The 26011-nt window shown below is 60.7% G+C and carries 31 protein-coding genes; 24 read left to right on the forward strand and 7 right to left on the reverse strand.

What is annotated here, in order from left to right:
* Positions 1 to 97 precede the first annotated feature (97 nt).
* From pmtA to leuC, 5 genes are all read left to right on the forward strand, one after another.
* Positions 98 to 691, forward strand: a complete 594-nt coding sequence (gene pmtA, locus ACSQ26_RS26795; RefSeq protein WP_436014370.1) for a phospholipid N-methyltransferase PmtA — start codon at positions 98 to 100, stop codon at positions 689 to 691.
* 49 nt (positions 692 to 740) lie between these two features.
* A complete protein-coding gene (locus ACSQ26_RS26800; protein WP_436014372.1) occupies positions 741 to 1001 on the forward strand; it encodes a type II toxin-antitoxin system Phd/YefM family antitoxin in 261 nt (86 codons plus the stop codon).
* Complete coding sequence (locus ACSQ26_RS26805; protein WP_436014374.1) at positions 998 to 1423, forward strand: type II toxin-antitoxin system VapC family toxin; 426 nt, start codon at positions 998 to 1000, stop codon at positions 1421 to 1423. The genes ACSQ26_RS26800 and ACSQ26_RS26805 overlap by 4 nt, the downstream gene beginning before the upstream one ends.
* Positions 1424 to 1588 (forward strand): hypothetical protein, encoded by a 165-nt coding sequence (locus ACSQ26_RS26810; protein ID WP_436015526.1) that lies wholly within the window; start codon positions 1424 to 1426, stop codon positions 1586 to 1588.
* Between the two features lie 66 nt (positions 1589 to 1654).
* Positions 1655 to 3064, forward strand: coding sequence for a 3-isopropylmalate dehydratase large subunit (gene leuC / locus ACSQ26_RS26815; protein ID WP_436014376.1), 1410 nt, complete (start codon positions 1655 to 1657; stop codon positions 3062 to 3064).
* A 47-nt stretch (positions 3065 to 3111) separates the two neighbouring features.
* Here the strand turns inward: leuC and ACSQ26_RS26820 are convergent, their stop codons facing one another.
* Positions 3112 to 3357 (reverse strand): DUF982 domain-containing protein, encoded by a 246-nt coding sequence (locus ACSQ26_RS26820; RefSeq protein ID WP_436014378.1) that lies wholly within the window; start codon positions 3355 to 3357, stop codon positions 3112 to 3114.
* Positions 3358 to 3516: 159 nt separating this feature from the next.
* On the opposite strand from ACSQ26_RS26820, the gene ACSQ26_RS26825 reads away from it, so the two are divergent.
* The gene (locus ACSQ26_RS26825) at positions 3517 to 4329 is read left to right on the forward strand and encodes a class I SAM-dependent methyltransferase (RefSeq protein ID WP_436014380.1); all 813 of its coding nucleotides are present in this window, start codon (positions 3517 to 3519) and stop codon (positions 4327 to 4329) included.
* Positions 4330 to 4365: 36 nt separating this feature from the next.
* On the opposite strand, the gene ACSQ26_RS26830 is transcribed toward ACSQ26_RS26825, so the two are convergent.
* Positions 4366 to 5196, reverse strand: a complete 831-nt coding sequence (locus ACSQ26_RS26830) for an aldo/keto reductase (protein ID WP_436014382.1) — start codon at positions 5194 to 5196, stop codon at positions 4366 to 4368.
* Positions 5197 to 5381: 185 nt separating this feature from the next.
* Between ACSQ26_RS26830 and ACSQ26_RS26835 the strand changes: the two genes are divergently transcribed.
* Positions 5382 to 5894: a SixA phosphatase family protein gene (locus ACSQ26_RS26835; protein ID WP_436014384.1), complete on the forward strand. Its 513-nt coding sequence runs from the start codon at positions 5382 to 5384 to the stop codon at positions 5892 to 5894.
* Here ACSQ26_RS26835 and ACSQ26_RS26840 read toward each other — a convergent pair.
* On the reverse strand, positions 5891 to 6424 hold the full coding sequence (locus ACSQ26_RS26840; RefSeq protein WP_436014386.1) for a L,D-transpeptidase family protein: 534 nt from the start codon (positions 6422 to 6424) through the stop codon (positions 5891 to 5893). The genes ACSQ26_RS26835 and ACSQ26_RS26840 overlap by 4 nt on opposite strands.
* Between ACSQ26_RS26840 and ACSQ26_RS26845 the strand changes: the two genes are divergently transcribed.
* The 9 genes from ACSQ26_RS26845 (at position 6423) to ACSQ26_RS26885 (ending at position 16695) form a co-directional block, all read left to right on the forward strand.
* On the forward strand, positions 6423 to 6587 hold the full coding sequence (locus ACSQ26_RS26845; protein ID WP_436014388.1) for a hypothetical protein: 165 nt from the start codon (positions 6423 to 6425) through the stop codon (positions 6585 to 6587). The genes ACSQ26_RS26840 and ACSQ26_RS26845 overlap by 2 nt on opposite strands.
* The gene (locus ACSQ26_RS26850) at positions 6556 to 7239 is read left to right on the forward strand and encodes a response regulator transcription factor (protein WP_436014390.1); all 684 of its coding nucleotides are present in this window, start codon (positions 6556 to 6558) and stop codon (positions 7237 to 7239) included. Before ACSQ26_RS26845 ends, ACSQ26_RS26850 begins: the two co-directional genes overlap by 32 nt.
* Before the next feature lie 12 nt (positions 7240 to 7251).
* On the forward strand, positions 7252 to 7710 hold the full coding sequence (locus ACSQ26_RS26855; RefSeq protein ID WP_436014392.1) for a cyclic nucleotide-binding domain-containing protein: 459 nt from the start codon (positions 7252 to 7254) through the stop codon (positions 7708 to 7710).
* A gap of 74 nt (positions 7711 to 7784) precedes the next feature.
* Positions 7785 to 8456 carry a helix-turn-helix domain-containing protein gene (locus tag ACSQ26_RS26860; RefSeq protein WP_436014394.1) on the forward strand — a complete coding sequence of 224 codons (672 nt, stop codon included), beginning with the start codon at positions 7785 to 7787 and terminating at the stop codon, positions 8454 to 8456.
* Positions 8457 to 8603: 147 nt separating this feature from the next.
* A complete protein-coding gene (locus ACSQ26_RS26865; protein WP_436014396.1) occupies positions 8604 to 8807 on the forward strand; it encodes a hypothetical protein in 204 nt (67 codons plus the stop codon).
* Positions 8808 to 9035: 228 nt separating this feature from the next.
* Entirely contained in the window at positions 9036 to 9932 is an 897-nt protein-coding gene (purU, locus tag ACSQ26_RS26870; protein WP_436014398.1) for a formyltetrahydrofolate deformylase, read from the forward strand.
* 315 nt (positions 9933 to 10247) lie between these two features.
* Positions 10248 to 11015: a helix-turn-helix transcriptional regulator gene (locus ACSQ26_RS26875; protein WP_436014400.1), complete on the forward strand. Its 768-nt coding sequence runs from the start codon at positions 10248 to 10250 to the stop codon at positions 11013 to 11015.
* Between the two features lie 227 nt (positions 11016 to 11242).
* Complete coding sequence (gene pyc, locus ACSQ26_RS26880; RefSeq protein WP_436014402.1) at positions 11243 to 14701, forward strand: pyruvate carboxylase; 3459 nt, start codon at positions 11243 to 11245, stop codon at positions 14699 to 14701.
* Positions 14702 to 15057: 356 nt separating this feature from the next.
* Positions 15058 to 16695, forward strand: a complete 1638-nt coding sequence (locus ACSQ26_RS26885) for a putative bifunctional diguanylate cyclase/phosphodiesterase (protein ID WP_436014404.1) — start codon at positions 15058 to 15060, stop codon at positions 16693 to 16695.
* A 9-nt stretch (positions 16696 to 16704) separates the two neighbouring features.
* Here the strand turns inward: ACSQ26_RS26885 and ACSQ26_RS26890 are convergent, their stop codons facing one another.
* Positions 16705 to 17844, reverse strand: a complete 1140-nt coding sequence (locus ACSQ26_RS26890; RefSeq protein ID WP_436014406.1) for an HPP family protein — start codon at positions 17842 to 17844, stop codon at positions 16705 to 16707.
* A gap of 198 nt (positions 17845 to 18042) precedes the next feature.
* On the opposite strand from ACSQ26_RS26890, the gene ACSQ26_RS26895 reads away from it, so the two are divergent.
* From ACSQ26_RS26895 to pncB, 5 genes are all read left to right on the forward strand, one after another.
* The gene (locus ACSQ26_RS26895) at positions 18043 to 18363 is read left to right on the forward strand and encodes a hypothetical protein (RefSeq protein ID WP_436014408.1); all 321 of its coding nucleotides are present in this window, start codon (positions 18043 to 18045) and stop codon (positions 18361 to 18363) included.
* A 99-nt stretch (positions 18364 to 18462) separates the two neighbouring features.
* Positions 18463 to 19248, forward strand: coding sequence for a DeoR/GlpR family DNA-binding transcription regulator (locus ACSQ26_RS26900; RefSeq protein WP_436014410.1), 786 nt, complete (start codon positions 18463 to 18465; stop codon positions 19246 to 19248).
* Positions 19249 to 19333: 85 nt separating this feature from the next.
* Positions 19334 to 20530 (forward strand): MFS transporter, encoded by a 1197-nt coding sequence (locus ACSQ26_RS26905; protein ID WP_436014412.1) that lies wholly within the window; start codon positions 19334 to 19336, stop codon positions 20528 to 20530.
* Between the two features lie 87 nt (positions 20531 to 20617).
* Complete coding sequence (gene pncA, locus ACSQ26_RS26910; protein WP_436014414.1) at positions 20618 to 21217, forward strand: bifunctional nicotinamidase/pyrazinamidase; 600 nt, start codon at positions 20618 to 20620, stop codon at positions 21215 to 21217.
* A gap of 20 nt (positions 21218 to 21237) precedes the next feature.
* Positions 21238 to 22545, forward strand: coding sequence for a nicotinate phosphoribosyltransferase (gene pncB, locus ACSQ26_RS26915; protein ID WP_436014416.1), 1308 nt, complete (start codon positions 21238 to 21240; stop codon positions 22543 to 22545).
* A 9-nt stretch (positions 22546 to 22554) separates the two neighbouring features.
* Here pncB and ACSQ26_RS26920 read toward each other — a convergent pair whose 3' ends face one another.
* Positions 22555 to 22722 (reverse strand): hypothetical protein, encoded by a 168-nt coding sequence (locus ACSQ26_RS26920; protein ID WP_436014418.1) that lies wholly within the window; start codon positions 22720 to 22722, stop codon positions 22555 to 22557.
* Between ACSQ26_RS26920 and ACSQ26_RS26925 the strand changes: the two genes are divergently transcribed.
* Together ACSQ26_RS26925 and bfr are read left to right on the forward strand one after the other, a co-directional pair.
* A complete protein-coding gene (locus ACSQ26_RS26925; RefSeq protein ID WP_436014420.1) occupies positions 22721 to 23032 on the forward strand; it encodes a (2Fe-2S)-binding protein in 312 nt (103 codons plus the stop codon). The genes ACSQ26_RS26920 and ACSQ26_RS26925 overlap by 2 nt on opposite strands.
* 139 nt (positions 23033 to 23171) lie before the next feature.
* On the forward strand, positions 23172 to 23657 hold the full coding sequence (gene bfr, locus ACSQ26_RS26930) for a bacterioferritin (RefSeq protein WP_436014422.1): 486 nt from the start codon (positions 23172 to 23174) through the stop codon (positions 23655 to 23657).
* Between the two features lie 269 nt (positions 23658 to 23926).
* Here the strand turns inward: bfr and ACSQ26_RS26935 are convergent, their stop codons facing one another.
* Positions 23927 to 24367, reverse strand: coding sequence for a MarR family winged helix-turn-helix transcriptional regulator (locus ACSQ26_RS26935; protein WP_436015486.1), 441 nt, complete (start codon positions 24365 to 24367; stop codon positions 23927 to 23929).
* Between the two features lie 277 nt (positions 24368 to 24644).
* On the opposite strand from ACSQ26_RS26935, the gene ACSQ26_RS26940 reads away from it, so the two are divergent.
* Positions 24645 to 25484: an alpha/beta fold hydrolase gene (locus tag ACSQ26_RS26940; RefSeq protein ID WP_436014424.1), complete on the forward strand. Its 840-nt coding sequence runs from the start codon at positions 24645 to 24647 to the stop codon at positions 25482 to 25484.
* A gap of 68 nt (positions 25485 to 25552) precedes the next feature.
* Here ACSQ26_RS26940 and ACSQ26_RS26945 read toward each other — a convergent pair whose 3' ends face one another.
* On the reverse strand, positions 25553 to 25957 hold the full coding sequence (locus ACSQ26_RS26945) for a DoxX family protein (protein WP_436014426.1): 405 nt from the start codon (positions 25955 to 25957) through the stop codon (positions 25553 to 25555).
* Positions 25958 to 26011: the final 54 nt, after the last annotated feature.

A 26011-nucleotide genomic window follows, 5' to 3' on the forward strand; every position in this document is an offset into this window, starting at 1 on the left:
ATCTTGAGGCGGAACCTTTGCGGACCGAATGCGTTATGTTATGCGCAGCGCTGAACCATAGCATGCGTTGCATGGTCAGGCGTTGAGGGGAGAATTCATGGTTCGCGGTCTGAAAGAGCGGCTTGGCCGGAAATTCGACGAGGAAATCCGCTTTTTCAGGGGTTGGCAACGCGACAAGAAGGGCGTCGGCGCCCTCATTCCCACATCCGGTATTACGGCGCGCCGCATGGCGAGCATCATCGATCTTTCATCCGGTCTGCCGGTTCTCGAACTCGGCGCCGGCACAGGTGTCATAACCAAGGCGATCCTGGAACGCGGCGTCAGCGCCAGCCAGCTTGTCTCCGTTGAGTATGCGGAACATTTCTGCGACATGCTTCGCGAGCGCTTTCCCGATATCGATGTCCGCAATGGCGATGTCTTCGATCTCGACAATGTTCTCGGCGAGGGCCGTGGCGAGATCTTCGATTGCGTGGTGTCCGCCGTGCCGATGCTGAGCTTTCCGCTCGAGAAGCGGGTGGCCTTGATGGACAGCCTTCTGGCGCGCATTCCGCGCGGCCGTCCGGTCATCCAGATCACCCACGGGCCGCTTTCGCCGCTGCCTCCCATGCCTGATCTCTACACGATTTCTCATTTCGATTTCGTGGTGCGCAATATACCGCCCGCGCAGCTCTGGCTCTATCGGAGGAATTGAGGACCGACGACGATCGTGCTACGATCCCGGGGAACTAAGGATTGCGGCCATGGGCGTGATAAAGATTGACGACATGAGGGATCAGGTGGAGGAGCTTGTCAGCCGCGCTGAGGCTGGTGAGACGATCCTGATCGAGAAGGACGGCAAGACGGTGGCGCGGCTCGTGGGGACGAACGTAGCCTCTCGAGACCGGGAGCCGAAAAAAAAGATTGATATCACGGCTTTGCAGGAATTCACGCGCTCACAACCGCTCCAATCGGAATCGGCGGGCGATTTTATAAGACGCATGCGGGATGAGGACCGCTATTGAAGTTTTATTTCGATACCTCGATTTTCGTACCTCTCACGGTCCTTGAACTCAAGACCAAAGCGGTCCAGCAATGGTTTTCCGAGTGCGAGCCCATGGAGATCGTTATCAGCGATTGGACCATTGTCGAATTTCATTCGGCCTTGGCCCTCAAGCTTCGAACCGGTCAAATCGACGCCGGATTGCGTGCCGGTGCCCAAGAACTTTTTGCACGTTACACCTCGGAGAGCTTTCAGATCATTGAGGTAACCCGTGCCGATTTTGGTCGTGCCGCGACGCTTGCAAACAAAGAGGCGTTGAAGCTTCGTGCGGGAGATGCGCTACATTTGGCAATTGCTGAGCGCCAAGAATTCCAGGTTTGCACACTCGACAAGCATCTGTTCGAAGCCGCCTTCGCCGTTGGTGTGCCGGCATTCACGATCTGAATGCTGGAAATCGATCCATTGCCCCTCATTCGAAAAAGTGCTATTCGCCCTGCCATGATGGAAAACACTGGGAAAAAGCTGGTATTCGTGCTGCAGGATCGCAAGCGCCTGCCCGCACGCTTTTTCGCCGAGCTCTCGGGCCTCGCGACCGCGCACATTCTCTGACGCGTCTTTGGCGGCACCCGCCGCAATTCGTTTTCCCTCGCATTTTCAGATATATGGTGAGATCCAATGAGCGCACCCCGCACCCTTTATGACAAGATCTGGGACGATCACGTCGTCGATCAGCAGCCTGACGGCACCTGTCTTCTCTACATCGATCGCCACCTGGTCCACGAAGTGACCAGCCCGCAGGCGTTCGAAGGCCTCCGCATGACCCACCGCAAGGTCCGCGCGCCCGAGAAGACGCTCGCCGTCGTCGACCACAATGTGCCGACCACGCTCGATCGCTATGAAGGCATCAAGAACGAAGAGAGCCGCATCCAGGTCGAGGCACTCGCCACCAATGCGGCCGAGTTCGGCGTCGAATATTATTCAGAGCACGACAAGCGCCAGGGCATCGTCCATATCGTCGGCCCCGAACAGGGCTTCACGCTGCCGGGTATGACCATCGTCTGCGGCGACAGCCACACCTCGACGCATGGCGCATTCGGCGCGCTGGCGCACGGCATCGGCACGTCGGAGGTCGAGCATGTGCTCGCCACCCAGACGCTGATCCAGAAGAAGGCCAAGAACATGCTGGTGCGTGTCGATGGCGTCCTGCCCGACCATGTGACCGCCAAGGATATCATCCTCGCGATCATCGGCGAGATCGGCACCGCCGGCGGCACCGGCAGCGTCATCGAATTTGCCGGCGAAGCGATCCGCGCGCTTTCCATGGAAGGCCGCATGACGGTCTGCAACATGACGATCGAGGGGGGTGCCCGTGCCGGCCTCATCGCGCCCGACGAGAAGACCTTCGAATATATCAAGGGCCGTCCGCGCGCGCCGAAGGGCGCTCAGCTCGAACAGGCGATCGAATACTGGAAGACGCTGCATACGGACGAAGGCGCGCATTACGATCGCGTCGTCGTGCTGAACGCCGCCGAACTGCCGCCGATCGTGTCCTGGGGCTCCTCGCCGGAAGACGTGATCTCGGTGCAGGGCGTCGTTCCCAACCCGGATGAAATCTCCGACGAGAACAAGCGGACGTCGAAGTGGCGCGCGCTGGATTACATGGGCCTCAAGCCAGGCACGCCGATCACCGATATCACGCTCGATCGCGTCTTCATCGGCTCCTGCACAAATGGCCGCATCGAGGATCTGCGCGAAGTGGCCAAAGTCGTCGAGGGCAAGACCGTCGCATCGACCGTCAACGCCATGATCGTGCCGGGTTCCGGTCTCGTGAAGGAGCAGGCTGAAGCCGAAGGCCTCGACAAGATCTTCCTCGCCGCCGGCTTCGAATGGCGTGAGCCGGGCTGCTCGATGTGCCTGGCGATGAACGACGACCGGCTGGCTCCGGGCGAGCGCTGCGCCTCGACCTCGAACCGCAATTTCGAGGGCCGCCAGGGCTTCAAGGGCCGCACACATCTCGTCTCGCCCGCCATGGCGGCGGCGGCGGCGATTGCCGGGCACTTCGTTGATATCCGCGACTGGCAGTAAGACTTTCCGAAAGCCGCCTCCGGGCGGCTTTCTTCTTTCCAAGCGGCTCAGCTGAGATGCAGATGTGCCTCGATCGCGGCGGCGATGAAGGCCTTGCGGGCATCTTCCGGTGCCGCCTCGCCGTGCAATGCGTCCTCGCAGGTCGTCTCGGCCAGCCGGTAGCGGCTGCCCGACGTGTCGGGCCAATTGCGGTGCAGCACCGTGTGCGCCTGCCGCACGGTTCTCACCGTCCGCCGGGTTCCGGTCTCGCTGTCTTCAACGGTGATCGCGGGCTTCCAGGCTGTTGTGTTCATGAGACCCACCTCCATTCGCGGAAGCTCATATTCCGCCTGTTGGTCGCCCGTGTCAGCAAGCGTTGAGAAATGTGGCTAACGAGCCCTTACTTCGCATCAGACTTGCTGTCCGCCCAGGGCTTGCGATAGGCTGGACATTCCGACAGCGGGAGGCGTGTCATGACTGGAGCAGACAAGGTCTTTGCGGGCAATATCCCCGCCATCTACGAAAAATATCTCGTTCCGATGATCTTCGAGCCCTATGCGCAGGACATGGCGGCGCGTGTCGCCCGGCTGCGACCAGCAAGGATACTCGAGATCGCGGCGGGCACCGGCGTTGTGACACGCGCGATGACCGCGACGCTCGGACCGGACGCGGAAATCGTCGCCACCGATCTCAATCAGCCGATGCTGGATGCCGCCGCCGAACGTCAAGAAGGGCGGGGAAACGTGACCTTCAGGCAAGCCGACGCGCAGGCGCTGCCCTTCGAGGACCAGAGCTTCGACGCGGCTGTATGCCAGTTCGGCGTGATGTTCTTTCCCGACAAGGCGAAATGCTATCGCGAGGCGCTGCGCGTGCTCAAGCCCGGAGGCGCCTATGTTTTCGCCGTCTGGGACCGGATCGCGACGAACGAATTCGTGACGGTCGCGAATGCGGCGCTTGCAAAGTGCCTCCCCGGCGATCCGCCCAAATTCATGGAGCGGGCGCCGCACGGCTATTACGACATCGAGGCGATCACGGCGGAGGTCAGGGATGCCGGGTTCTCGAAAGTCGATGCGGAGACGGTCGACAAGGTCAGTCGCGCGAGGTCCGCGCTCGATGCGGCGACGGGCTACTGTCAGGGCAATCCTCTCAGAAACGAGATCGAGGCGCGAGCGCCGGGCCAACTGCAGGCGGTGACCGAAAGCGTAGCTGCGGCACTCGCCGCGCATTTCGGCCAGGGTCCGATCGAAGGCCGGCTCCGCGCCCATGTGTTCACCGCCACCAGGTAGCCGGCCGAGCGCGGCGTCGCGTCCGGCCGGATGACCTCAGAACCCGGCCGTTGCCGGATTGGGGCCGATGCGTCCGCCGGCGTCGTCCAGGCTGTCGAGTGCCCGGAGGTCGCTGGCATCCAGTTCGAAGTCGAACACCTGGAAATTCTCGACGATGCGGCTCGGCGTCACCGATTTCGGGATGACGACCAGGCCGTGCTGGAGATGCCAGCGGATGATAACCTGCGCCGGCGTCCTGCCGAGCTTGCGGGCGACTTCGCCCACGGTTTCATTCGCCAGTAGTATGCCCTGGCCGAGCGGGCTCCAGCTTTCGGTGTGGATGCCGAGCCGCTTGTGGGCGGCGCGCAGTTCCTTCTGCTGGAAATCGGGGTGCAGTTCGACCTGGTTCAGCACCGGGGTCACGCCGGTGTCACTGACAATGGCTTCGAGATGTTCAGTGCCGAAATTGGAAACGCCGATCGAGCGCGCGCGGCCTTCTTCCTGCAACCTGACAAAAGCCTTCCACGTGTCGCGATACTTGTTGCGCGTAGGAGACGGCCAATGAATCAGGTAGAGATCGACATAGTCGGTGCCGAGCCTCTGCAAGCTCTTGTCGAAGGCGCGGAGCGTCGAGTCGAAGCCCTGGTCGTCGTTCCACAGCTTGGTGGTGAGGAAAATGTCCTTGCGGTCGACGCCCGACTTGCGAATGCCTTCACCGACACCCTGCTCGTTGTTGTAGATCGCGGCGGTATCGACATGCCGGTAACCGGTCTTGAGCGCGGCATCGACGGCGGTGATCGCCGTCTCGTTCGGGGTTTGCCAGACGCCGAGGCCCACTTGCGGGATTGAACGGCCGTCATGGAACTGAATATGCGGTTGGTCGGACATGGATATCTCCAGCGTGTCTGAAAGGCGCAACCGTTGCGCATGGGAATGGGAGGGACGCACGGGCAAGGGAGGAGGGGGAGGAAGGCCCGGCGTCCAAACTCAATATAGGTGTGGCGTTTCCGGATTTTCACCGTCCGGCGGCCAAAAAACTGCTAGCCTTGCAAAAACGATCCGGAAGATGCCCGATGCCCAAGCAACTGATCCTGTTTCGTCACGCGAAATCATCGTGGGAGCACGATGTCGATGATCACGATCGGCCGCTCGCCAGTCGCGGCATCAAGACAGCCCCCGTGATGGGCGCTTGGCTTGCCGCGAACGGGCTTGTGCCGGATCTGGCGCTCGTTTCGACCGCACGGCGGGCGCAGCAGACATGGGCGCTCGCGGAGCCCGAATTCGGCAAGCCGGTGAAGAAGCAGGATAGCGATGCGATCTATGAAGCGACGGCCGAGAATATACTCGCAGTCATCAGGTTGGTGAAAAAAGCGGTCGGCACATTGATCGTCGTCGGCCACAATCCGGGCTTCGAGCAACTTGCCATGCTGCTGATGAAGGATGAGGGCGGCGAAGCGGACGTGCGGCTGCGCGAAAAGTTTCCGACAGCAGCCGTCGCGGTGCTTTCATTTGGCGGAAGCTGGGACGATCTCGGCCCGCATTCCTGCGCGCTCGAACATTTCGTGACGCCGAAAATGCTCGGCTAGAGAACGCGCACCACCGTCTCCGGCCCGACCAACGGCAGCAGCCGCAGCATGTCGCGGCGCTTGATGGCGACGCAGCCCTCGGTGGGCTGGTAGCCCGGCTTGGCCAGATGGAAAAAGATCGCCGAACCGCGATTGCGGCTGCGGCTCGACATGTTCCAATCCATGACAAGGCAGATATCGTAGAGATGATCCCCACGCATCATCGCCTCGTGACTGGGTTTGAAAGGCGATTGTACAGGCCTGTTGTAACTGGCGTCATCAGGCGCATCGCACCACAGCATCGTCTTGTCGATCGGCGTCATCGGCAGTGTGGTGCCGAGCGGTAATTTCACCTGGTCCTTGCGGAAGAAGCCGTAGAGCAGGCGCATATCGGCGATCGGCGTGGCGCCATCGCCCTCGCGCTTGCGGCTGGTCCGGCCACCTCGCCCGAGGGCTGCCGGGAATGTCAAATCGCCCGCCTGCACGATCGCACGGCGCGGATTGCCGGGGGCAGGTCGCACGATGATTTCGGGGAGAACGGTGCGAGTCATGGCCTACATCGTGTTAATTGCAGTTGATCACATGTATCGGAACGGCACCCTGGCGCATGCCGCGCTTGTTTTAACAACCAAATCTGGCATACCAGTCATTGAAAAATTCCAAACCTGGAAGAACGGTCACGATGACAGCCCGCACCATACTGCTTGTGGATGACGATGCCGACCTGCGCGAGACGCTGGTCGAGCAACTCGGACTCTATGAGGAATTTTCCGTATTGGAAGAGCCGAATGCCGGCAAGGGCATTGCGACTGCCCGCAACACTCAGGTCGATCTCCTGATCATGGATGTCGGCCTGCCTGATATGGATGGCCGCGAGGCGGTGAAGTTGCTGCGCAAGGGGGGCTTCAAGTCGCCCGTCATCATGCTGACCGGCCATGATACCGACGCCGATACGATCCTCGGGCTCGAGGCGGGCGCCAACGATTATGTCACCAAGCCCTTCCGCTTCGCTGTACTGCTGGCGCGCATCCGCGCCCAGTTGCGCCAGTTCGAGCAGAGCGAGGATGCCACGTTCAATGTCGGGCCGTATGTCTTCAAGCCGGCGCAGAAGCTGCTGACCGAGGCCGACGGCAAGAAAATCCGGCTGACCGAGAAGGAAGCCGCGATCATCCGCTATCTCTTCCGTGCCGGCCAGAAGGCGGTCACGCGCGACGAACTGCTGGAGGAGGTCTGGGGCTATAATTCAGGCGTCACCACCCACACGCTCGAAACCCATGTCTACCGGCTCAGGCAGAAAATCGAGAAAGATCCCTCCAACGCCGAGATACTTGTGACCGAAAACGGCGGCTACAAGATCATCCCGTAGGGATCACGCCGGATGGCACTTCGTGAAGACATCGCAATCCTGAAAGGCCTGTCGATTTTCGACGGCTTGGAGGACGAGCATTTGAGGCTGCTCGCCTTCGGGGCGGAGCGACGGCGGCTGGAGCGCGGCCATGTCCTGTTCCGCGAGGGTGCGGCGGCGGATTCCGCCTTCGTCGTGCTGCAAGGCCAGATCCGGCTGACCCGGAACCTGCCATCGGGCAGCGACCGCGTCATCGGCGAGGCAGGCCCGGGTTCTATCCTCACCGAGATCGCGATGATTTCCGATGCCGAGCGCCATTTCACGGCAACGGCGGCGGTGGAAAGCGAAGTGCTGCGCATCAGCCGCACCCTCTTTCATCGCATGATGGCGGAATATCCCGAAGTGGCGGTGGCGACCGAGCGCCGGCTGAGGGAGAATTTCACCCGTCTGACCGGGTCTCTCGCCGATGCGACCGCGCTGCTGAAGCGCTGACGGGGCTATCCTCGTCTATTGCAATTCCACCAGAATTTGACATTCTTTCCTGATATTCAAATTTTAGGACAAACATGGCGGAAAAGACCCCGGCAAAATCTGCAACTTCGAAGAGCGCGATCCCGTATCAGGATCCGCACGCCGTACGCGACAAGAAGGTCAACAACCTCGAAATGGCGATCGGCCACGAGGTGCGAACGCTGCGCAAGAAGCTAGGCATCACCGGCTCCGATCTCGCCTCCGCCACCGGCATTTCGCTTGGCATGCTGTCGAAGATCGAAAATGGCAATACATCCCCGTCGCTCACCACGCTGCAGGCACTGGCACAGGCGCTCGGCGTACCGGTCACGGCGTTCTTCCGCCGCTTCGAGGAGGTGCGTAACGCGATGTTCGTCAAGGCCGGCGAGGGCGTCGAGCTCGAACGCCGGGGCACGCGGGCCGGCCATCAGTACAATCTGCTCGGCCATATCGGCAACAACGCGTCTGGCGTCGTGGTCGAACCGTATCTGATCACGCTGACCGGCGATTCCGACATCTTCCCGACCTTCCAGCATGAGGGGCTGGAATTCCTCTATATGCTCGAAGGCTCCGTGCAATACCGGCACGGGGACAAGCTTTATGCGATGGAGCCGGGCGACAGCCTGTTCTTCGATGCCGACGCGCCGCATGGACCCGAAGTGCTGGAGAAGCTCCCGGCCCGCTATCTCTCGATCATCTGTTATCCGGAGACGGTGCGCAAACGCTGACGGTTTTTGCACTGCAACAATAACGAGCGAATTCATCCGTGACCATTTCGCCGTGAACAGACCGTCGAACCTGCTGGATATCCGGCGCGGGCTTCGATAGCCTTCGATTGCCAGCATGATTCGTGCAAATCACTTCGGGGCTAAGCTATGACGCCTGAGAAGATATCGACCTGGACGTACGTCGAATACGAAGCGGCGATTTCCGAATTCGGAAAATTATGGGGTGCGCGATCGGGCACATGGGAAGGCCGCCGCTTGGACAAGCTCGCAACGCTGCTGGATTCATACGAGGCTGAATACCATCAGGCGCCGCAGCCGGAACAGCGCGCTGCAACGCAGTTCCGCTGGTAGAATTTCCGACGTCGCATCTACCGCGGCGCACAAGTTGGTGTCGCTTATGGAAGCGCGCGAGAAAATACATCAAATAACATCATGAACATCCGGGATTTCCCGCATGTCCGGCAAATTTCGAGCGCTTCGCGCACGGTGGGCGCTGAACCCCTTGCCATGCTCTCGAACGCGCGATAATGCCGATCTGACCCCGGAATTTCCGCAACGCAAGATCGATAGGCGCGCCTCATGAACAGCCCCACGAAAAGCTACGTATTGACCGTTACCTGCACATCCACGCGCGGCATCGTCGCGGCGATCTCGGGTTTCCTCGCCGACAAGGGCTGTTACATTATCGACAGTTCGCAGTTCGACGACCTGGAGACGGGCCTGTTCTTCATGCGCATCACCTTCACCAGCCAGGAAGGCGCCACGATCGAAGACATCGCCAAGGGTTTTGAGCCGGTCAAGGCGAAGTTCGGCATGACAAGCGAATTCCATGACAGCGATCACAAGATGAAGGTCATGCTGATGGTGTCGCGCTTCGGGCACTGCCTCAACGATCTTCTCTACCGCTGGAAGATCGGTGCGCTGCCGATCGATATCGTCGGCGTCGTGTCCAATCACTTCGATTACCAGAAGGTCGTCGTCAACCACGACATCCCGTTCCACCACATCAACGTGACCAAGGCCAACAAGCCTGAGGCCGAGGCGCGCCTGATGGACGTCGTGACTGCGTCGGGCGCCGATCTGATCGTGCTCGCCCGCTACATGCAGGTGTTGTCGGATGCCGTCTGCAAGAAGATGTCGGGCCGCATCATCAACATCCACCACTCCTTCCTGCCGTCCTTCAAGGGCGCCAACCCCTATAAGCAGGCTTACGAGCGCGGCGTGAAGCTGATCGGCGCCACGGCGCATTACGTCACCGAGGATCTCGATGAAGGTCCGATCATCGAGCAGGATGTTGCGCGCATCACCCATGCGCAATCGGCTTCCGATTATGTTTCCATCGGCCGCGACGTCGAAAGCCAGGTCCTGGCCCGCGCGGTGCATGCGCATATCCATCATCGGGTGTTCATGAACGGCAACAAGACCATCGTCTTCCCCGCCAGTCCCGGTTCCTATGCTTCCGAACGCATGGGCTGATTCGGCGTCATTCCGATTGTACCGTTGCCGCCCGTTCGTCCTATCGGCGAGCGGGCGGAAACGTTTCCGCTCTCAAGGCCGGTGCGGCGGTAGGCGACGATCGATTGCTGCATAAATTTGTTGAAGGCCACGTTGTCTCAAAATGACGATTTGCAACAGAATATTATGCGTCATCCGGAAAATTTCCGCGATTGCCACGAAATTCTGACAATTCAATGCCAGATTAGCGATTGCGAATCAAAGGCGATACCCTTCAATCGGTCGCCGATGGATTGACCCGCGCATGTCACAAAGCGTAGGTCTCTGGACGTGGCATTGCAGTTTGGAACGGGGGCCAAGGTGCGTTTCGGCAACATCATGCATTATCTCGTCGCGATCGGCGAAGTTCCTGATCGTGACGTGGCGATCCGGGAATTTGAGAAGCTGATCGATACGTTCGGCTTCAAATACTATTGCATTTTCCATGAGCCGAAGCCGATCGAGAACCCGGCCCAGCTCATCGTCGCGGCCAATTGGCCCGAGGCGTGGATCGCGCGCTACGTCGAGAAGAAATACATCGTCACGGATCCGACGATCCGGTTCCTGCTTCGCGCCAATAGAAGCTTCTCCTGGGAGCAGGCGGTGGAGGCCTACAAGAACAATCCGCAATATCGTCGCATGCAGAAGATGATGCAGGACGGCAAGGCCCATGGCCTCGGCTCCGGCTATATCTTCCCGGTCTTCGGCCGCAATGCGCTGATGGGTGCCACGACGCTCGGCGGTCCGGGCGAAATCGAACTGACGCCTGCGGAAATCATGCTGCTGGAGACGGTGACACGCAGCACCTATTTCAAGCTCCTCGAATTCATGGGCGATGCCTATGCCGAGAAGGTTGCCGAGGGAACCGAGATTACACTCACCCATCGCGAGGTCCAGGCCTTGAGCCATATGGCCGATGGCTTGACGTCACCAGAGATCGCCGCCCTGCTCAAGGTCGCGCCGACAACGGTGGACTGGTATGGCGCCAGCCTTCAGGAAAAACTCGGCGCCAAGAACCGCAACCACGCGGTAGCGCTTGGTTTGCGTCGGGGGCTGATCCCTTAACAACGGCACCTCGAACCGTCAGCGAAATGTGACGGAAATGAGTCAAAACCAAATTGACTTCGCACTGCAACGCGCTAAGACTTTCGCGAGTGCAATATTTCTACCGCCCCGCAGCAATTTCTGGCGGAATGAGGCCGTTGCCGGTCGCTAATTGACCGCGCTTGGCGCCGGATTGGCGGTTCATTGCATGCCTGGTTTTGACGTCGCAGCCTGAGGAGGCCAGAGCCTTGCCCATCAAGAAGATACTTGTCGCCAACCGTTCGGAAATCGCCATCCGTGTCTTTCGCGCCGCCAATGAGCTGGGCATCAAGACCGTCGCGATCTGGGCGGAGGAGGACAAACTCGCGCTGCATCGTTTCAAGGCGGACGAGAGCTATCAGGTCGGGCGTGGTCCGCATCTCGATCGCGATCTCGGGCCGATCGAGAGTTATCTGTCGATCGAGGAGGTGATCCGCGTCGCCAAGCTGTCAGGCGCCGATGCCATTCATCCCGGCTACGGCCTTCTCTCCGAGAGCCCCGAATTCGTCGACGCCTGCAAGGCGGCCGGCATCATCTTCATCGGACCGACCGGCGATACGATGCGCAGGCTGGGCAACAAGGTTGCCGCGCGCAATCTGGCAATCGAGATCGGCGTTCCCGTCGTGCCGGCCACCGAGCCGTTGCCGGACGATATGGCCGCGGTGGCCAGGATGGCCGAGGAGATCGGCTACCCTATCATGCTCAAGGCGTCCTGGGGCGGTGGTGGTCGCGGTATGCGCGCGATCCGTGATCCCAAGGACCTGGCCCGCGAAGTGGTGGAAGCCAAGCGCGAGGCGATGGCCGCTTTCGGCAAGGACGAGGTCTATCTCGAAAAGCTGGTCGAGCGTGCGCGCCATGTGGAAAGCCAGGTTCTTGGCGATACCCACGGCAATGTGGTGCATCTCTTCGAACGCGACTGTTCGGTTCAGCGCCGCAACCAGAAGGTCGTCGAGCGCGCGCCGGCGCCGTATCTGAGCGAAGCCCAGCGCGCGGAGCTCGCGTCCTATTCGACCAGAATTGCCAAGTCGACGAACTATGTCGGCGCCGGCACGGTCGAATATCTGATGGATATGGACAGCGGCAAATTCTATTTCATCGAGGTCAATCCGCGCATTCAGGTCGAGCATACCGTCACCGAGCAGGTGACCGGCATCGACATCGTCAAGGCGCAGATCCATATCCTCGACGGCTATGCGATCGGAACACCGGAATCCGGCGTGCCGAAGCAGGAAGATATCAAGCTCAACGGCCATGCCCTGCAGTGCCGCATCACGACCGAGGATCCGGAGCAGAACTTCATCCCGGATTACGGCCGCATCACCGCCTATCGCGGTGCCACCGGCTTCGGCATCCGGCTCGATGGCGGCACCGCCTATTCCGGTGCGGTGATCACCCGCTTCTACGATCCGCTACTGGAAAAGGTCACTGCCTGGGCGCCGACGCCGCTCGAGGCCATCAAGCGCATGGAGCGCGCGCTCCGCGAATTCCGTATCCGTGGCGTGGCGACCAACCTGACGTTCCTGGAAGCGATCATCACGCATCCGTCGTTCCAGAACAACACCTACACGACCCGCTTCATAGACACGACGCCGGAACTGTTCGCCCAGGTCAAGCGCCAGGACCGGGCAACGAAACTGCTGACTTACCTCGCCGACGTGACGATCAACGGCCATCCCGAGGCCAAGGGCCGCGCCCGGCCGCCGAAAGATGCGGCACTTCCCGTCGTGCCCTTCATCGACAAGCCCGTGCAGCCCGGCACCAAGCAGTTGCTCGACGAGCTTGGCCCGAAGAAATTCGCGGAATGGATGACCAGCCAGAACCGCGTCCTGATGACCGATACGACGATGCGCGACGGCCACCAGTCGCTGCTCGCCACCCGTGTCCGGACCTTCGATATCGCCAATATCGCCGGCACCTATGCCAAGGCGCTGCCCAATCTCTTCTCGCTGGAATGCTGGGGCGGTGCGACGTTCGACGTGTCCATGCGCTTCCTGACGGAAGACCCGTGGGAGCGGCTCGCGCTGATCCGCGAGAATGCGCCGAACTTCCTGCTGCAGATGCTGCTGCGCGGCGCCAATGGCGTCGGCTACAAGAACTATCCCGACAATGTCGTGAAATATTTCGTTCGCCAGGCGGCCAAGGGCGGCATCGATCTCTTCCGTGTCTTCGACTGCCTCAACTGGGTCGAGAACATGCGTGTCTCGATGGATGCGGTGATCGAGGAGAACAAGCTCTGCGAGGCAGCGATCTGCTATACGGGCGACATCCTCAATTCGGCGCGCCCGAAATACGATCTCAAATATTATGTCGGCCTGGCGCAGGACCTGGAAAAGGCCGGCGCCCATATCATCGCACTCAAGGACATGGCCGGCCTGCTCAAGCCGCAGGCGGCGCGCATGCTGTTCCGCGAACTCAAGCAGGCGACCTCGCTGCCGATCCACTTCCACACCCATGATACGTCGGGCATCGCCGCAGCCACGGTGCTGGCGGCGGTCGAAGCCGGCGTCGACGTGGTCGATGCGGCGATGGACGCGCTATCCGGCAATACATCGCAGCCCTGCCTCGGCTCGATCGTCGAGGCGCTGGCCGGCACCGAGCGTGACCCCGGCCTCGATCCGGCCTGGATTCGTCGCATCTCCTTCTATTGGGAAGCCGTGCGCACGCAATATGCGGCTTTCGAAAGTGACCTCAAGGGTCCGGCTTCGGAAGTCTATCTCCATGAAATGCCGGGCGGCCAGTTCACCAATCTCAAGGAACAGGCCCGCTCGCTCGGGCTTGAGGCCAAGTGGCACAGGGTGGCGCAGGCCTATGCCGACGCCAACCAGATGTTCGGCGATATCGTCAAGGTCACGCCGTCGTCCAAGGTCGTCGGCGACATGGCGCTGATGATGGTCTCCCAGGACCTCACGGTCGAGGACGTGGTCAATCCGGCCAAAGAAATCTCTTTCCCGGATTCGGTGGTCTCGATGCTGAAGGGCGATCTCGGTCAACCGCCGTCTGGCTGGCCCGAAGCGTTGCAGAAGAAGGCGCTCAAGGGCGAGGCGGCCTACACCGTTCGTCCCGGCTCACTGCTGCCGCCCGCCGATCTCGACAAGGAACGCAAGGAGATCGAGACCAAGCTCGAACGCAAGGTCTCAGATTTCGAATTCGCCTCCTACCTCATGTATCCCAAGGTGTTCACCGAATTCGCGGTAGCGGCGGATACCTATGGTCCGGTCTCGGTGCTGCCGACGCATGCCTATTTCTACGGTATCGAGCAGGGCGAGGAACTGTTTGCCGATATCGAGCGCGGCAAGACGCTCGTCATTCTTAACCAGGCGCAGGGCGAGACCGACCAGAAGGGCATGGTCACCGTGTTCTTCGAGTTCAACGGCCAGCCGCGCCGCATCAAGGTGCCGGACCGGGCGCATGGTGCGTCCAATGGTGCGATCCGCCGCAAGGTGGAAGTGGGCAATGCCGCCCAGGTCGGCGCGCCGATGCCGGGCGTCATTTCGACCGTCGGCGTCGCGGCCGGCCAGCAGGTCAAGGCGGGCGATGTGCTGCTCTCGATCGAGGCGATGAAAATGGAGACGGCGCTGCATGCGGAGAAGGACGGCACCATCGCCGAGGTTCTCGTCAAGGCCGGCGACCAGATCGATGCCAAGGACCTGCTGATCGTTTTCGGGTGATTTTTTGGCGGACAAATAGGAGGCGCGCTGGACCGGGCATCCGTGTTTCAGACCGTTGACCAATCTCCGACGTCATGCTCGGGCCTGTCCCGAGCATCTGACCACGCAAAATATAGCCAATATTTTCAGTGGCTTACAGGGCAATCAGCAGATCCTCGGGACAAGCCCGAGGATGACGTCGTGGGTTGTGCGAGGTCGTCATCGAGTTCAAGCGCCGGCGGGCGCTCTTCATATTCGATTTACGATAGTTCCAGCTATTTCCGGCCCGTCGGCCGTTTCATTTCAATTTTAATCAAAGTTTCAGCGCTGGTTGATACTTCTCAGGCCCGATATCACGGCACTCCCTGGATACAGCCATGACGAACGACCCGATCGATTCCAACAGCGCAGTGCCGGCGGCGGCACGCTTCAGGCTACAGAGCCTCGCAATCGCAGGCGTCACCGTCTGCCTCTTCCTGCTCGCCATTTCGAACAATTTCTACGGCACGCTCCAAGCCTGGATCAATGGCGATCCGTGGGTCCAGACCGGGCAGAAGATACGCGACATCGGCATCGAGCTGGTGATCCGTCCTGAAACCGCCTCGGCCTACAGCCTCGACAACATCCTGACCTTCGGCCTCTTCGCCAGCCTCGGCCTTTCGGCCTTCGCCTTCCAGCAGTCGTGGCGTCTGCGCCGTGCGCTCGAACGCCAGCAGCGCGCCGAGCAGGAAAGCCGTCGGCTTGCCATGCAGGACCAGCTGACCGGTCTTGCCAACCGCCGCAAGTTCGAGGAGTTCGGCGCTTATTTCCTGAGCGGAAAGGCGCAGTTCGAACGCCGCGCGGTGCTGCTCGTCGATCTCGATCACTTCAAGCCGGTCAACGACGTCTATGGGCACGCCGCCGGCGACCAGGTTCTGGTCGACTATGCGAGCCGTATCGAGAAGCATTTCCCGGGCGGCCTCGTCGCGCGTTTCGGCGGCGATGAATTCGCCGTCATCACCCCGCCGCTTGCCAGCGAGAGCGAGGCCAACGGCTATGCCCGCGCCTGCATCGCCGGCATCACCGAGCCGTTCCATTTCAACGACGCGATCCTGCATCTCGGTGCCTCGGTCGGCGTCGCGCTTTTCGGCAAGGATGGCGACACGATCGGCGAAGTGCTGCGCCGCGCCGATATCGCGCTCTACAAGGCCAAGCATGCCGGCCGCCATCAGGTCGCCTTCTTCGAGAGCGAGCTCGAGCATGTGGTCAAGGAGCGCAACTGGATCGAATCCGAGCTGCACAAGGCGCTCAAGGACAATTCGATCGTTCCCTTTTTCCAGCCCATCGTCGATCTCGCGACCCGCGATGTGATCGGCTACGAGGCGCTGGCCCGCTGGCGCCATGCCGAGCGTGGGCTGATCAGCCCGGCCGAATTCATTCCCGTCGCGGAATCATGCGGTCTGATGGCCCAACTCGGCGAGCAGATGCTGCGCAAGGCCAGCCTCGCGGCCCTAACCTGGCCCGCCCATATCAAGCTCTCCGTCAATCTTTCGCCGGTTCAGCTCCGGGAAAAGACGCTTGGTCTCAAGATCATCTCCATCCTCGGCGAGACCGGCCTTTCGCCGCACCGCCTTGAGGTCGAGATCACCGAAAACGCGCTCGTCGCCGATCTGGTCACCGCGCGCGATACGATCGACCAACTTCGCGCCGCCGGCATCACCATCGCGCTCGATGATTTCGGCACCGGCCATTCGACGCTGCAGCATTTGAGAAGCTGCAAGTTCGACAAGCTCAAGATCGACCGCAGCTTCGTCGCTTCGCTCCAGGACAACCACGAAAGCCGCCTCATCGTCGATGCGATCCTCGGCCTGTCGCGCAGCTTCGGAATCCGCTGCACGGCGGAAGGCATCGAAGAGCAGGCGGAGCTCGATTTTCTTCACGGCTGGGGCTGCACGGAAGGCCAGGGCTATCTGTTCGGCAAGCCGACGGAAGAAGCCCAGCTTGATGGTGTCAGGGCGCGGCTGGCAGCGGCCTGAGGCCGGCGCTTAAATTCCACGTCCATCGAGCATGACTTCGTCGGGCCTGCGCAGGACTGAGAGGCTCTTGGCGAGCGCGGCGAGCAGATCGGTCTGCGAGACGATCCCGGTGACGGCGTGATTTTCCCCGACAACGACCACCGCGTGGTTCCGGCCATCGGTCAGGCTGGGTAGAAGGCTGACTGCCGGGGCGTCCGGCGAGGCGGTCGCTGCCCGTGACATCGGCATGGGTGCGTCATCCGGCAGCCCAGCCAGTTCCCGCAATCCGACAGTCCCCACCAACCGCTTTTCGCCATTCAAGACGGGAAGCGTGCGGATATCGTGTTCCAGCAACAGCCGGCGTGCCGTTGCTGGTCCGTCTTCCGCGGAAACGCTGACCACGTCTCGCGACATGATATCGGCGCAGACGAGTTCGGCATGCGCACGGTTGAGAGCTTTTGCTTCGACCGTCCGCAAAATGCGGTCGAGATCCTCGCGGTCGATATCAAGGGTTTCGTTGAATTCCGAAAGAGCCGCGTCGATATCCTGCTTGTTGAAACCGACCCGCATGGCCGGCGGCACGTCCGCGGTCTTGTGGATATTGGCGACGGGCGCGGGCCTGTGAGGATAGTTGCGCTTTGCCAGCCGGTGGAAGACAAGGCCCAGCAAGACCAGGATGACGGAATTGATCGCCACCGGCACGAAGGGAAACCAGAAGCCGGCCGAGACAACCGCCGGTCCGCCGATCACCGCCGTCAGTGCCGCGGCGCCACCGGGCGGGTGCAGCGAACGGGTGAGGGACATGGCCAGAATGGCAAGCCCGACCGCCAGGCCCACGGCAATCATGGGATTGCCGACATAGTGGGCGACGGTGACGCCGACCAGTGCCGATATCGTATTGCCGCCGACGATCGGCCAGGGCTGGGCCAACGGGCTCGCAGGCACCGCGAACAGCAGCACGGCGGAAGCGCCGATCGGTGCGACGATCAGCGGAAAATGCTCAGGCGTTCCGAATACATAGCCACATGTGAGCGCCGTCACACAAATGCCGAGCAGGGCACCCGCGCAGCCGATAAGGCGCTCGTGAAGAGTGGCGCCGGCGAGTATGGGATTGAAAAGCTTCAATTTAGGCACTTTGCTGAGAATTTGTTCAATTATCCGAGGCGCCATGTCTCCGGCAGGGAGAATGTGGCGATGGAATAATCACATTTGGCATAGTTGCACAAGATTTTCGCGTTCCGCGCGTCGCCTCCGACATCATTTGCCGCATCGATGAGCAGATGGTGTCTGGCACCGAACTTGCTTCGAACCTGCTGTCCGGCTGGCGTTCCTGCTCCGCTGGACGAATATCGAGGCCGGAGAGTGAAGATGGACGGCAATATGGTGCCCATGGTGTTGCTGGTCGCGGCCATTGCGCTGAGCTGGCCGAAATTCCTTGATATGTTCAGGATCCAGGTTAGTCCGCCGGTTATGGAAGCGGCGGTTATGTCGGTGGCTGCCGCTGTGTTCCTCGGCACGGCCGGGCTTTCGCTCCAGCTCTATGGCAACGCTGCCGGCGCAATCATGTGTAGTCTGGGCCTGTGTGCCGGGGAATTTCTCCGCAGAGTCGTGTACATCGCACGGCTGGAAACCACGCTTTCCCTTGCCTGCCTCGCCATCTTTCTGGCCGTAAGAGCGCCGGTTCTTTAAATTCCAAGCTCTGGTTCAAGATATCGCGCGGCCGGATCGGCTTGACGAATCGTGCATGTTTGTGCATGATTGCGCCAGTTGTTGCCGGATTCGATTTTCATGAACGTTGCCGACCTCCTACTCCATGAAAGGCAGAGCCTTATCCTGAAACGCCTTCAGGGCGAGGGCCGGATTATCGCGGCCACGCTCGCACAGGAACTGGCGATCTCGGAGGATACGATCAGGCGGGATCTTCGCGAGATGGCGGCGGCGGGCCTTTGCCGGCGGGTCTATGGTGGCGCGCTTCCTGTCATGACCGACGATTCCAGTCTCACGGAGCGCCTACAGCTCAAGCCCGAGCGGAAGGACGCCATGGCGCGCGCGGCCGTGCCGCTTTTCGAGCCGGGAATGAGCCTGTTCATCGACGCGGGTTCGACCAATCTCGCCATCGCGCAAGCCATTCCGCCGGGGTTGAAGCTCACGGTCATCACCAATTCCCCGATGGTCGCGTCTGCCCTTCTCGACCGCAGTGAGATCGATGTCGTCGTGCTGGGCGGCAAGCTCGATCATCGCACCGGTGGCGTCATCGGCGCCAAGGCGATGGCCGATGCATCCAATTTCCATCCCGATATCTGTGTGCTGGGAAGCTGCGGTTTTGAGGCGGCGACCGGCATCAGCGCGCAGGATTTCGACGAGGCTGAGTTCAAGCGCTTCATTGCACTTAGGTCGCGCTCGGTGCTTGCCGCCGTAACGAACGAGAAGCTCGGCGCCGCCGCGCCCTTCGAGGTCGTGCCGGTGGGGAAACGCGACCACGTCGTGCTCGAACATGATGCCGAGGCCGGATATATCAGCGACCTTACGCGCGCCGGCGTCAATGTCATCGTCGCCCATCCCACGCCCTCGTGACCTCAGAATCATCCGCAATGATAGGCAGTGGACTTGAACCCGCCTTCAACGCGCCGCAAAAGAACGTCGAAAACTGGACATGACAATGGTTGACCGGACTCTCCCCACGCCCGCCCTGATCGGCCGCTATCCGCGCGAACGAATTGCCGTGAAGCTGCTGTTCCTCGCTAACGGGCTCTATGCCGGCGCCTGGTCGCTCAAGGTGCCTGAACTCGCCGACCGGCTGATTCTGTCGCCCTTCTATGTCAGCCTGCTTGTCGTCTGCTACGGCGTCGGCTCGGTCACCATCATGCCCTTCTGTGGCGCTGGTATTGCGAAATACGGCTCCAGCGTCGTCGCCAAGGTCACGGGCTCGATCTGGCTATTCGCCATGCTGCTGATCACATTGGCGCCGAATGTCTGGACGGCGGGCATCGCCGTCTTCCTGTTCGGCGGCTTTGCCGGCGCCATGGATGTCGCGATGAACGCCAATGCCGTCGAAGTCGAGAAATCGATGCGCAAGGCGATCATGTCCTCCTGCCATGCCTTCTGGAGCCTCGGCGCGCTGTTGGGCTCCGCGGCCAGCGGTTATATGATCGACACGCTGGGGCCGCTGGCCCATGCGCTCATCATCACCGGCGTCAGCGCAGTCGTGCTTTTCTCGGCACTCTCGATGATCCTGCATGACGGCCCCCATGTCGAGGATATCCATGAAGCGGCGGCGCCGAAGACCAGTCTCTTCAAGAGCCCGCTGCCCTGGCTGCTCGGCATCGTGGCGCTGTTCTGCATGGTGCAGGAAGGGGTGGTGATCGACTGGTCGGCGCTCTACCTGAACAAGGAACTCGGCTCGACCCTGACGATCTCGGCCTTCGCGGCGGGCGCCATGCATGGCGCGATGACCATCATGCGGCTGTTCGGCGATGGTATACGTGATCGCTTCGGCGCGGTCAGGACGATGCAGGTTTCGGGCGCCATCGCCTTTGTCGGCATGCTGATCGCCGGTTTCGCGCCGAACGCTTATGTGGCGATCGGCGGCTTCGCGCTCTGCGGTGTCGGCGTCTCCAATATGGTGCCGATCGCGTTTTCGGCGGCGGGCAATCTGCCTGGGATGGCCAAGGGCGTCGGGCTGTCGGTCGTCACGATCATGGGCTATTCCGGCACGCTCTTCCTGCCGACGCTGTTCGGCTTCGTCGCCGAGCATACCGGCTTCGCGGCGATCTTCATCGGCACGCCGATGCTGCTCATCATCGTGCTCCTGCTCTCCAACCTCACGCGGCATGCCGACGGCATCAAGGGCCATTGAAATCGCTTCACCTTTGGTGAAACTGCCCTTGTGCGAAGGGTCCATCTGTGATTGACCTTTCGCGGCTATCTTTGGTGGAGTTGGATAATGTCCGGCGAAGCACTTATCGTGATCGACATGCAGTATGATTTCTGCCCCGGCGGCGCGCTCGCGGTGGCCGAAGGCGATGTCATCATCCCGGAGATCAACAGGCAGATCGCCCGGTTCGAGCACGTGATCCTGACCCAGGACTGGCATCCCCAGGGTCATTCGAGCTTTGCGTCCAGCCACCCCGGCAAGGCGCCGTTCGAAAGCATCGAGATGCTCTACGGCCCGCAGACGCTGTGGCCGGACCATTGCATCCAGGGCACGCGTGGAGCGGAATTCCACGATGCGCTGGAATGGACCCGGGCCGAACTCGTCGTCCGCAAGGGGTTTCGCAAGGGCATCGATTCCTATTCCGCCTTCTACGAGAACGACCACGAGACCCCGACCGGCCTGGGCGGCTATCTCAGGGAGCGCGGCATCACGAAAGTCACGCTCTGCGGGCTGGCGACCGACTTCTGCGTCGCCTTCTCGGCGCTCGATGCGGTTTCCCAAGGCTTCTCGACCACGGTGATCCTGGAAGCCTCGCGCGGTATCGACCTCGGCGGCTCGATCGCCACCATGAACGACAAGATGAAAGCGGCCGGCGTGAACCTCGCCTGACCTTGTGACGGGAGCCCGTAATGGCTGCGAAGACCGATATTGCCCGCCGTGTTTGGAGCCATGCCTGGAAGCTGGACCCGATCGTCCGCTCGCTGCTCGATACGGACTTCTATAAGCTCCTGATGCTGCAGATGATCTGGAAGCTGCATCCGGATGTCGATACGACCTTCTCGGTGATCAACCGGTCGAAGTCGGTGCGGCTCGCCGACGATATCGACGAGCAGGAACTGCGCGACCAGCTCGACCATGCGCGCGACCTCAGGTTCTCCAAGAAGGAGATGATCTGGCTCGCGGGTAATACGTTCTACGGCCGCAAGCAGATTTTCGAACCGGAATTCCTCGCCTGGCTGTCGACCTTCCAGCTGCCGGAATACGAGCTCTCGCGCAAGGACGGCCAGTATGAGCTCACCTTCGCCGGCCGCTGGGCGGAAACCACGATGTGGGAAATCCCGGCGCTCGCCATCGTCAACGAACTCCGCTCCCGCGCGGCGATGAAGGGTCTCGGCCAGTTCACGCTCGATGTCATCTATGCACGGGCGAAGTCGCGGATGTGGGAGAAGGTGCAGCGCCTCCGGCAATATCCGGGCCTCAGGATTTCCGATTTCGGCACGCGGCGGCGGCATTCCTTTCTCTGGCAGCGCTGGTGCGTCGAGGCGCTCAAGGAAGGCATCGGCCCGGCCTTTACCGGCACGTCGAACGTGCTGCTCGCCATGGATACCGACCTCGAAGCTGTCGGAACCAACGCACATGAACTGCCGATGGTCAGCGCTGCGCTCGCCGAGACCGACGCGGAACTTGCGGAAGCGCCCTACAAGATCCTCAAGGATTGGGAACGGCTCTATGGCGGCAACCTGCTGATTGTTCTGCCCGATGCTTTCGGTACGTCCTCCTTCCTGCGCCATGCACCGGACTGGGTGGCCGACTGGACGGGTTTCCGCCCCGACAGCGCCCCACCGATCGAAGGCGGCGAGAAGATCATCGCCTGGTGGAAGAGCCATGGCCGCGACCCCAGGGAAAAGCTGTTGATCTTCTCCGACGGCCTCGACGTCGACACGATCATCGAGACGTACAAGCATTTCCAGGGCCGGGTGCGCATGAGCTTCGGTTGGGGCACCAACCTGACCAATGATTTCGAGGATTGCGTGCCCGACGAGGTGACCGGCCTCAATCCGATCTCCGTGGTCTGCAAGGTCGTGGAGGCCAATGGCCGTCCGGCCGTCAAGCTCTCGGACAATCCCAACAAGGCGACGGGAATCGCCTCCGAGGTCGAGCGCTACAAGAAATTCTTTGGCACCGAGGACTTCGTCCTGCAGAAGGTGAAGGTCTGAACGCACTGTTCAGCGTTCGCATTCACGCGGCAAGCGCTTGGGATGCGCGATTTTGTCACTTTCTTTGGTCGCCCGTCCCAATTTCTTATGATTGCGGCAATCCTTTATCTTGACAGCGGTAGTCCCCTTTTGATTAAAGAGGATATATTTCTGAATCGGCCCGGAATTCCCTGCCATGTTGGTTTGCTCCTGCAACCTGATCACCGACAAAGACATCAAGGAAGCGATCATCTCGCTGCTTGACGAGGACTGTTGGCAGTTGATCGTGCCGGGCAAGGTTTATCACGCCCTGCAAAAGCGTGGCCGTTGCTGCGGCTGCTTCCCCAATGTCGTCGATATCATCGTCAAGACGACCGAGGAATACCACGCCATCAGGGCATCCGAAGGCGAAGAGGTCGTGGTTTTCATGGAGCGCCTGCGCGTTTTCAAGGAAGAGCAGAAGATCGCCATCCACACGCGCCGGGAACGCATGGCGCAGGTCGCCTGATTTCTCCCATTCATCGTTTTCCTGACATTCCGATCTCGTTTGGAACGATTCTATTTTTTTGAATCATTCTAAATTTGGCTCGACATATCAGCCAAATCCTGCTTTGATTATCGCGAAATAATCAGCAGGGAGAACCAAAATGAAGGGCGATCCGAAAGTCATCGAGCGTCTCAACCAGGCGCTTTTCCTCGAACTCGGCGCGGTCAACCAGTATTGGGTGCACTATCGCCTGCTCGAGGACTGGGGCTACCAGAAGCTCGCCAAGAAGGAGCGCGCCGAATCGATCGAAGAGATGCACCATGCCGACCGCCTGGTCGCCCGCATCATCTTCCTCGAAGGCCATCCGAACCTCCAGACGCTGGCGCCGCTCCGGATCGGCCAGAACATCAAGGAAGTGCTGGAAGCCGACCTCGCGGGCGAATACGACGCGCGCACGGCCTACAAGCAGTCCCGCGACATCTGTCACGCCGCCGGCGACTATGTCTCCATGAAGCTGTTCGAGGAACTGCTGGGCGACGAGGAAGGCCATATCGACTTCCTCGAGACCCAGCTCGATTTGCTTGGGAAACTGGGCGTGGAGAAATACGGCCAGCTCAACGCGGAGCCGGCGAACGAGGCCGAGTGAGCTTCGGCAGCTTCAGGCTTTAGACCCCGGTCGTATTGCGGCCGGGGTTTTACGTTTTTGGGTAGAAAGTAAGACCCCGCCCCAAACCCCTCCCCACAAGGGGGAGGGGCTTAACCAGCCTCGCCGCCTCGCCCTACTCGACGCCCAATGAGAAGCACTTCCTCAGTCCAACATATCGGGAACGGTAGTTTAGGGCGATAGGCGTGCTACGGGTTGGCCCCTCCCCCTTGTGGGGAGGGGTTTCGGGGCGGGGTCTTGTTGTTAGGGCTTTAGCCCTCGTCATTCACCGCCGCCAAAAACCCCTGCATACGCTCATTCAGCCCCTGAACCTCGGCAGGCGTCATCTTCGAGCGCTCGACCAGGGTATCCCCGAGACATTTGCTATCGCCGAGCAGCTTGCGACCCGCAGCCGTCAGGAACACATGCACCTGCCGCTCATCCTCCTTGCTGCGCTGGCGTTCGAGCAAGCCTGCCTGTTCCAGTCGCTTCGCAGGCGGCGTCACGGTGCTTGATTCGAGCGCCAACCGATCGGCAATGGCGCCGATCGTCAGCCCGTCATGCTCGTCCAGCGCGCTCAGCACCAGATATTGCGGATAGGTGATGCCCATCGCATCGAGCATCGGCTTGTACATGCGGCTGACAGCCATGCTTGCCGAATAGAGCGTGAAACACAGCTGTTCGTCGAGGGGGCGGGGTGAGGCTCTGGTCATCGTGAAACCCGTCTGTTGGTCCAATGTGAATACGATATCACAAAAAATAATATCGCGATAAATAAATCGCTGGACAACTCCAGAACCTCGCATTAAGAATATCAATATCGCGATATCAAATATCGCGGTATACATGGAGACGGCAATGTTTGAGACAAAAGCGACACGTAGAAATGTCATGAAAGCAGGGCTCGGATTGATTGCCGTTGCCACTGCCCAGAATTTCCCCCAACCTGCCCAGGCAGCTTCCCAAACCGCCAACAAGGAGCACACGACCATGAGCGACGGCTTTGTCACCACCAAGGACGGCACACGCATCTATTACAAGGACTGGGGTCCCAGGGATGCCCAGGCGATCGTTTTCCATCACGGCTGGCCGCTTTCGGCCGATGACTGGGACAACCAGATGCTTTATTTCTTCGACCAGGGCTATCGCGTCATCGCCCATGACCGCCGTGGCCATGGCCGTTCGACCCAGACCGCCTATGGCAACGAGATGGACACCTATGCCGCCGATGTCGCGGAACTTGCCAAGCATCTTGACCTCAAGAATGCTATCCATGTCGGCCACTCCACGGGTGGCGGCGAAGTCGCTCGCTATGTCGCGCAATATGGCGGTGGCGGCCGTGTTTCCAAGGCAGTCCTCATCGGTGCCGTGCCGCCTGTCATGGTCAAGTCGGAGAAGAACCCGGGCGGCCTGCCGATCGAAGTCTTCGATGGCTTCCGGTCCGCGCTGCTCGCCAACCGCGCCCAGTTTTATCACGATGTCGCTGCCGGCCCGTTCTACGGCTACAACCGGCCGGACGCCAAGGTTTCGCCAGCCGTGGTCGAAAATTGGTGGCGCCAGGGCATGATGGGCGGCGCCAAGGCCCATTACGATTGCATCGAGGCCTTCTCGGAGACGGACTTCACGGAAGACCTCAAGAAAATCGACGTGCCGGTTTTCGTCCTGCATGGCGATGACGACCAGATCGTGCCGATCGCCGATTCCGCGCTGCTTGCGATCAAGCTGCTCAAGAACGGCACGCTAAAGGTCCACAAGGGCCTGCCGCATGGCATGGCGACGACACATCCCGATATCGTCAATGCGGACCTGCTGGCCTTCTTCAAGGCCTGATACGATTTGAAAGAGAAAGGCGCCGGACTCGCGACCGGCGCCTTTTGCATTCAAGCAGTCACGAGCCTTCAGGCAGCGCCTCGCTGTGCGTCGATGCTCCACGGGCCGGGGCCTGCGAAGACGAAGTAAAACAGCACGAAGCAATAGAGGATGGCCGCATCGCCCATGTTGTTGACGGGGAAGAAATTCTGGGGCGCGTGGGCAAGGAAATAGGCGAAGGCCATCATGCCGGAGGCGATGAATGCCGCTGGGCGTGTGAACAGTCCGAGCACGACCAATGCGCCGGCAATCAACTCGATCACGCCGGCATACCAGCCCATGGAAAAGGCGGACGGGATCATATCGGGCGACACGGCGGCCGGAAAACCCAGCAATTTCTGTGTGCCGTGCTCCATGAAGATCAGGCCGACAACGATGCGGACGATCGAGAGCACGCGAGGCGCCCAGGGATTGAGAGTGTTCGAGATGGCCATGGGAGCTCCTTACAAATCTTGGCTGCGATTCTCCACTTCCTCTTAGTGATACCG

Origin of the sequence: Rhizobium sp. LjRoot254 (assembly GCF_964254105.1) — a bacterium.
Taxonomy (GTDB): domain Bacteria; phylum Pseudomonadota; class Alphaproteobacteria; order Rhizobiales; family Rhizobiaceae; genus Rhizobium_E.

Excerpts from the sequence above, each read along its gene's own strand:
- pmtA (WP_436014370.1), top strand. The coding sequence starts at position 98 with ATGGTTCGCGGTCTGAAAGAGCGGCTTGGCCGGAAATTCGACGAGGAA.
- ACSQ26_RS26800 (WP_436014372.1), top strand. The coding sequence starts at position 741 with ATGGGCGTGATAAAGATTGACGACATGAGGGATCAGGTGGAGGAGCTT.
- ACSQ26_RS26810 (WP_436015526.1), top strand. The coding sequence starts at position 1,424 with ATGCTGGAAATCGATCCATTGCCCCTCATTCGAAAAAGTGCTATTCGC.
- leuC (WP_436014376.1), top strand. The coding sequence starts at position 1,655 with ATGAGCGCACCCCGCACCCTTTATGACAAGATCTGGGACGATCACGTC.
- ACSQ26_RS26820 (WP_436014378.1), bottom strand. The coding sequence starts at position 3,357 with ATGAACACAACAGCCTGGAAGCCCGCGATCACCGTTGAAGACAGCGAG.
- ACSQ26_RS26825 (WP_436014380.1), top strand. The coding sequence starts at position 3,517 with ATGACTGGAGCAGACAAGGTCTTTGCGGGCAATATCCCCGCCATCTAC.
- ACSQ26_RS26830 (WP_436014382.1), bottom strand. The coding sequence starts at position 5,196 with ATGTCCGACCAACCGCATATTCAGTTCCATGACGGCCGTTCAATCCCG.
- ACSQ26_RS26835 (WP_436014384.1), top strand. The coding sequence starts at position 5,382 with ATGCCCAAGCAACTGATCCTGTTTCGTCACGCGAAATCATCGTGGGAG.
- ACSQ26_RS26845 (WP_436014388.1), top strand. The coding sequence starts at position 6,423 with ATGGCCTACATCGTGTTAATTGCAGTTGATCACATGTATCGGAACGGC.
- ACSQ26_RS26840 (WP_436014386.1), bottom strand. The coding sequence starts at position 6,424 with ATGACTCGCACCGTTCTCCCCGAAATCATCGTGCGACCTGCCCCCGGC.
- ACSQ26_RS26850 (WP_436014390.1), top strand. The coding sequence starts at position 6,556 with ATGACAGCCCGCACCATACTGCTTGTGGATGACGATGCCGACCTGCGC.
- ACSQ26_RS26855 (WP_436014392.1), top strand. The coding sequence starts at position 7,252 with ATGGCACTTCGTGAAGACATCGCAATCCTGAAAGGCCTGTCGATTTTC.
- ACSQ26_RS26860 (WP_436014394.1), top strand. The coding sequence starts at position 7,785 with ATGGCGGAAAAGACCCCGGCAAAATCTGCAACTTCGAAGAGCGCGATC.
- ACSQ26_RS26865 (WP_436014396.1), top strand. The coding sequence starts at position 8,604 with ATGACGCCTGAGAAGATATCGACCTGGACGTACGTCGAATACGAAGCG.
- purU (WP_436014398.1), top strand. The coding sequence starts at position 9,036 with ATGAACAGCCCCACGAAAAGCTACGTATTGACCGTTACCTGCACATCC.
- ACSQ26_RS26885 (WP_436014404.1), top strand. The coding sequence starts at position 15,058 with ATGACGAACGACCCGATCGATTCCAACAGCGCAGTGCCGGCGGCGGCA.
- ACSQ26_RS26890 (WP_436014406.1), bottom strand. The coding sequence starts at position 17,844 with ATGGCGCCTCGGATAATTGAACAAATTCTCAGCAAAGTGCCTAAATTG.
- ACSQ26_RS26895 (WP_436014408.1), top strand. The coding sequence starts at position 18,043 with ATGGACGGCAATATGGTGCCCATGGTGTTGCTGGTCGCGGCCATTGCG.
- ACSQ26_RS26900 (WP_436014410.1), top strand. The coding sequence starts at position 18,463 with ATGAACGTTGCCGACCTCCTACTCCATGAAAGGCAGAGCCTTATCCTG.
- ACSQ26_RS26905 (WP_436014412.1), top strand. The coding sequence starts at position 19,334 with ATGGTTGACCGGACTCTCCCCACGCCCGCCCTGATCGGCCGCTATCCG.
- pncA (WP_436014414.1), top strand. The coding sequence starts at position 20,618 with ATGTCCGGCGAAGCACTTATCGTGATCGACATGCAGTATGATTTCTGC.
- pncB (WP_436014416.1), top strand. The coding sequence starts at position 21,238 with ATGGCTGCGAAGACCGATATTGCCCGCCGTGTTTGGAGCCATGCCTGG.
- ACSQ26_RS26925 (WP_436014420.1), top strand. The coding sequence starts at position 22,721 with ATGTTGGTTTGCTCCTGCAACCTGATCACCGACAAAGACATCAAGGAA.
- ACSQ26_RS26920 (WP_436014418.1), bottom strand. The coding sequence starts at position 22,722 with ATGGCAGGGAATTCCGGGCCGATTCAGAAATATATCCTCTTTAATCAA.
- bfr (WP_436014422.1), top strand. The coding sequence starts at position 23,172 with ATGAAGGGCGATCCGAAAGTCATCGAGCGTCTCAACCAGGCGCTTTTC.
- ACSQ26_RS26935 (WP_436015486.1), bottom strand. The coding sequence starts at position 24,367 with ATGACCAGAGCCTCACCCCGCCCCCTCGACGAACAGCTGTGTTTCACG.
- ACSQ26_RS26940 (WP_436014424.1), top strand. The coding sequence starts at position 24,645 with ATGAGCGACGGCTTTGTCACCACCAAGGACGGCACACGCATCTATTAC.
- ACSQ26_RS26945 (WP_436014426.1), bottom strand. The coding sequence starts at position 25,957 with ATGGCCATCTCGAACACTCTCAATCCCTGGGCGCCTCGCGTGCTCTCG.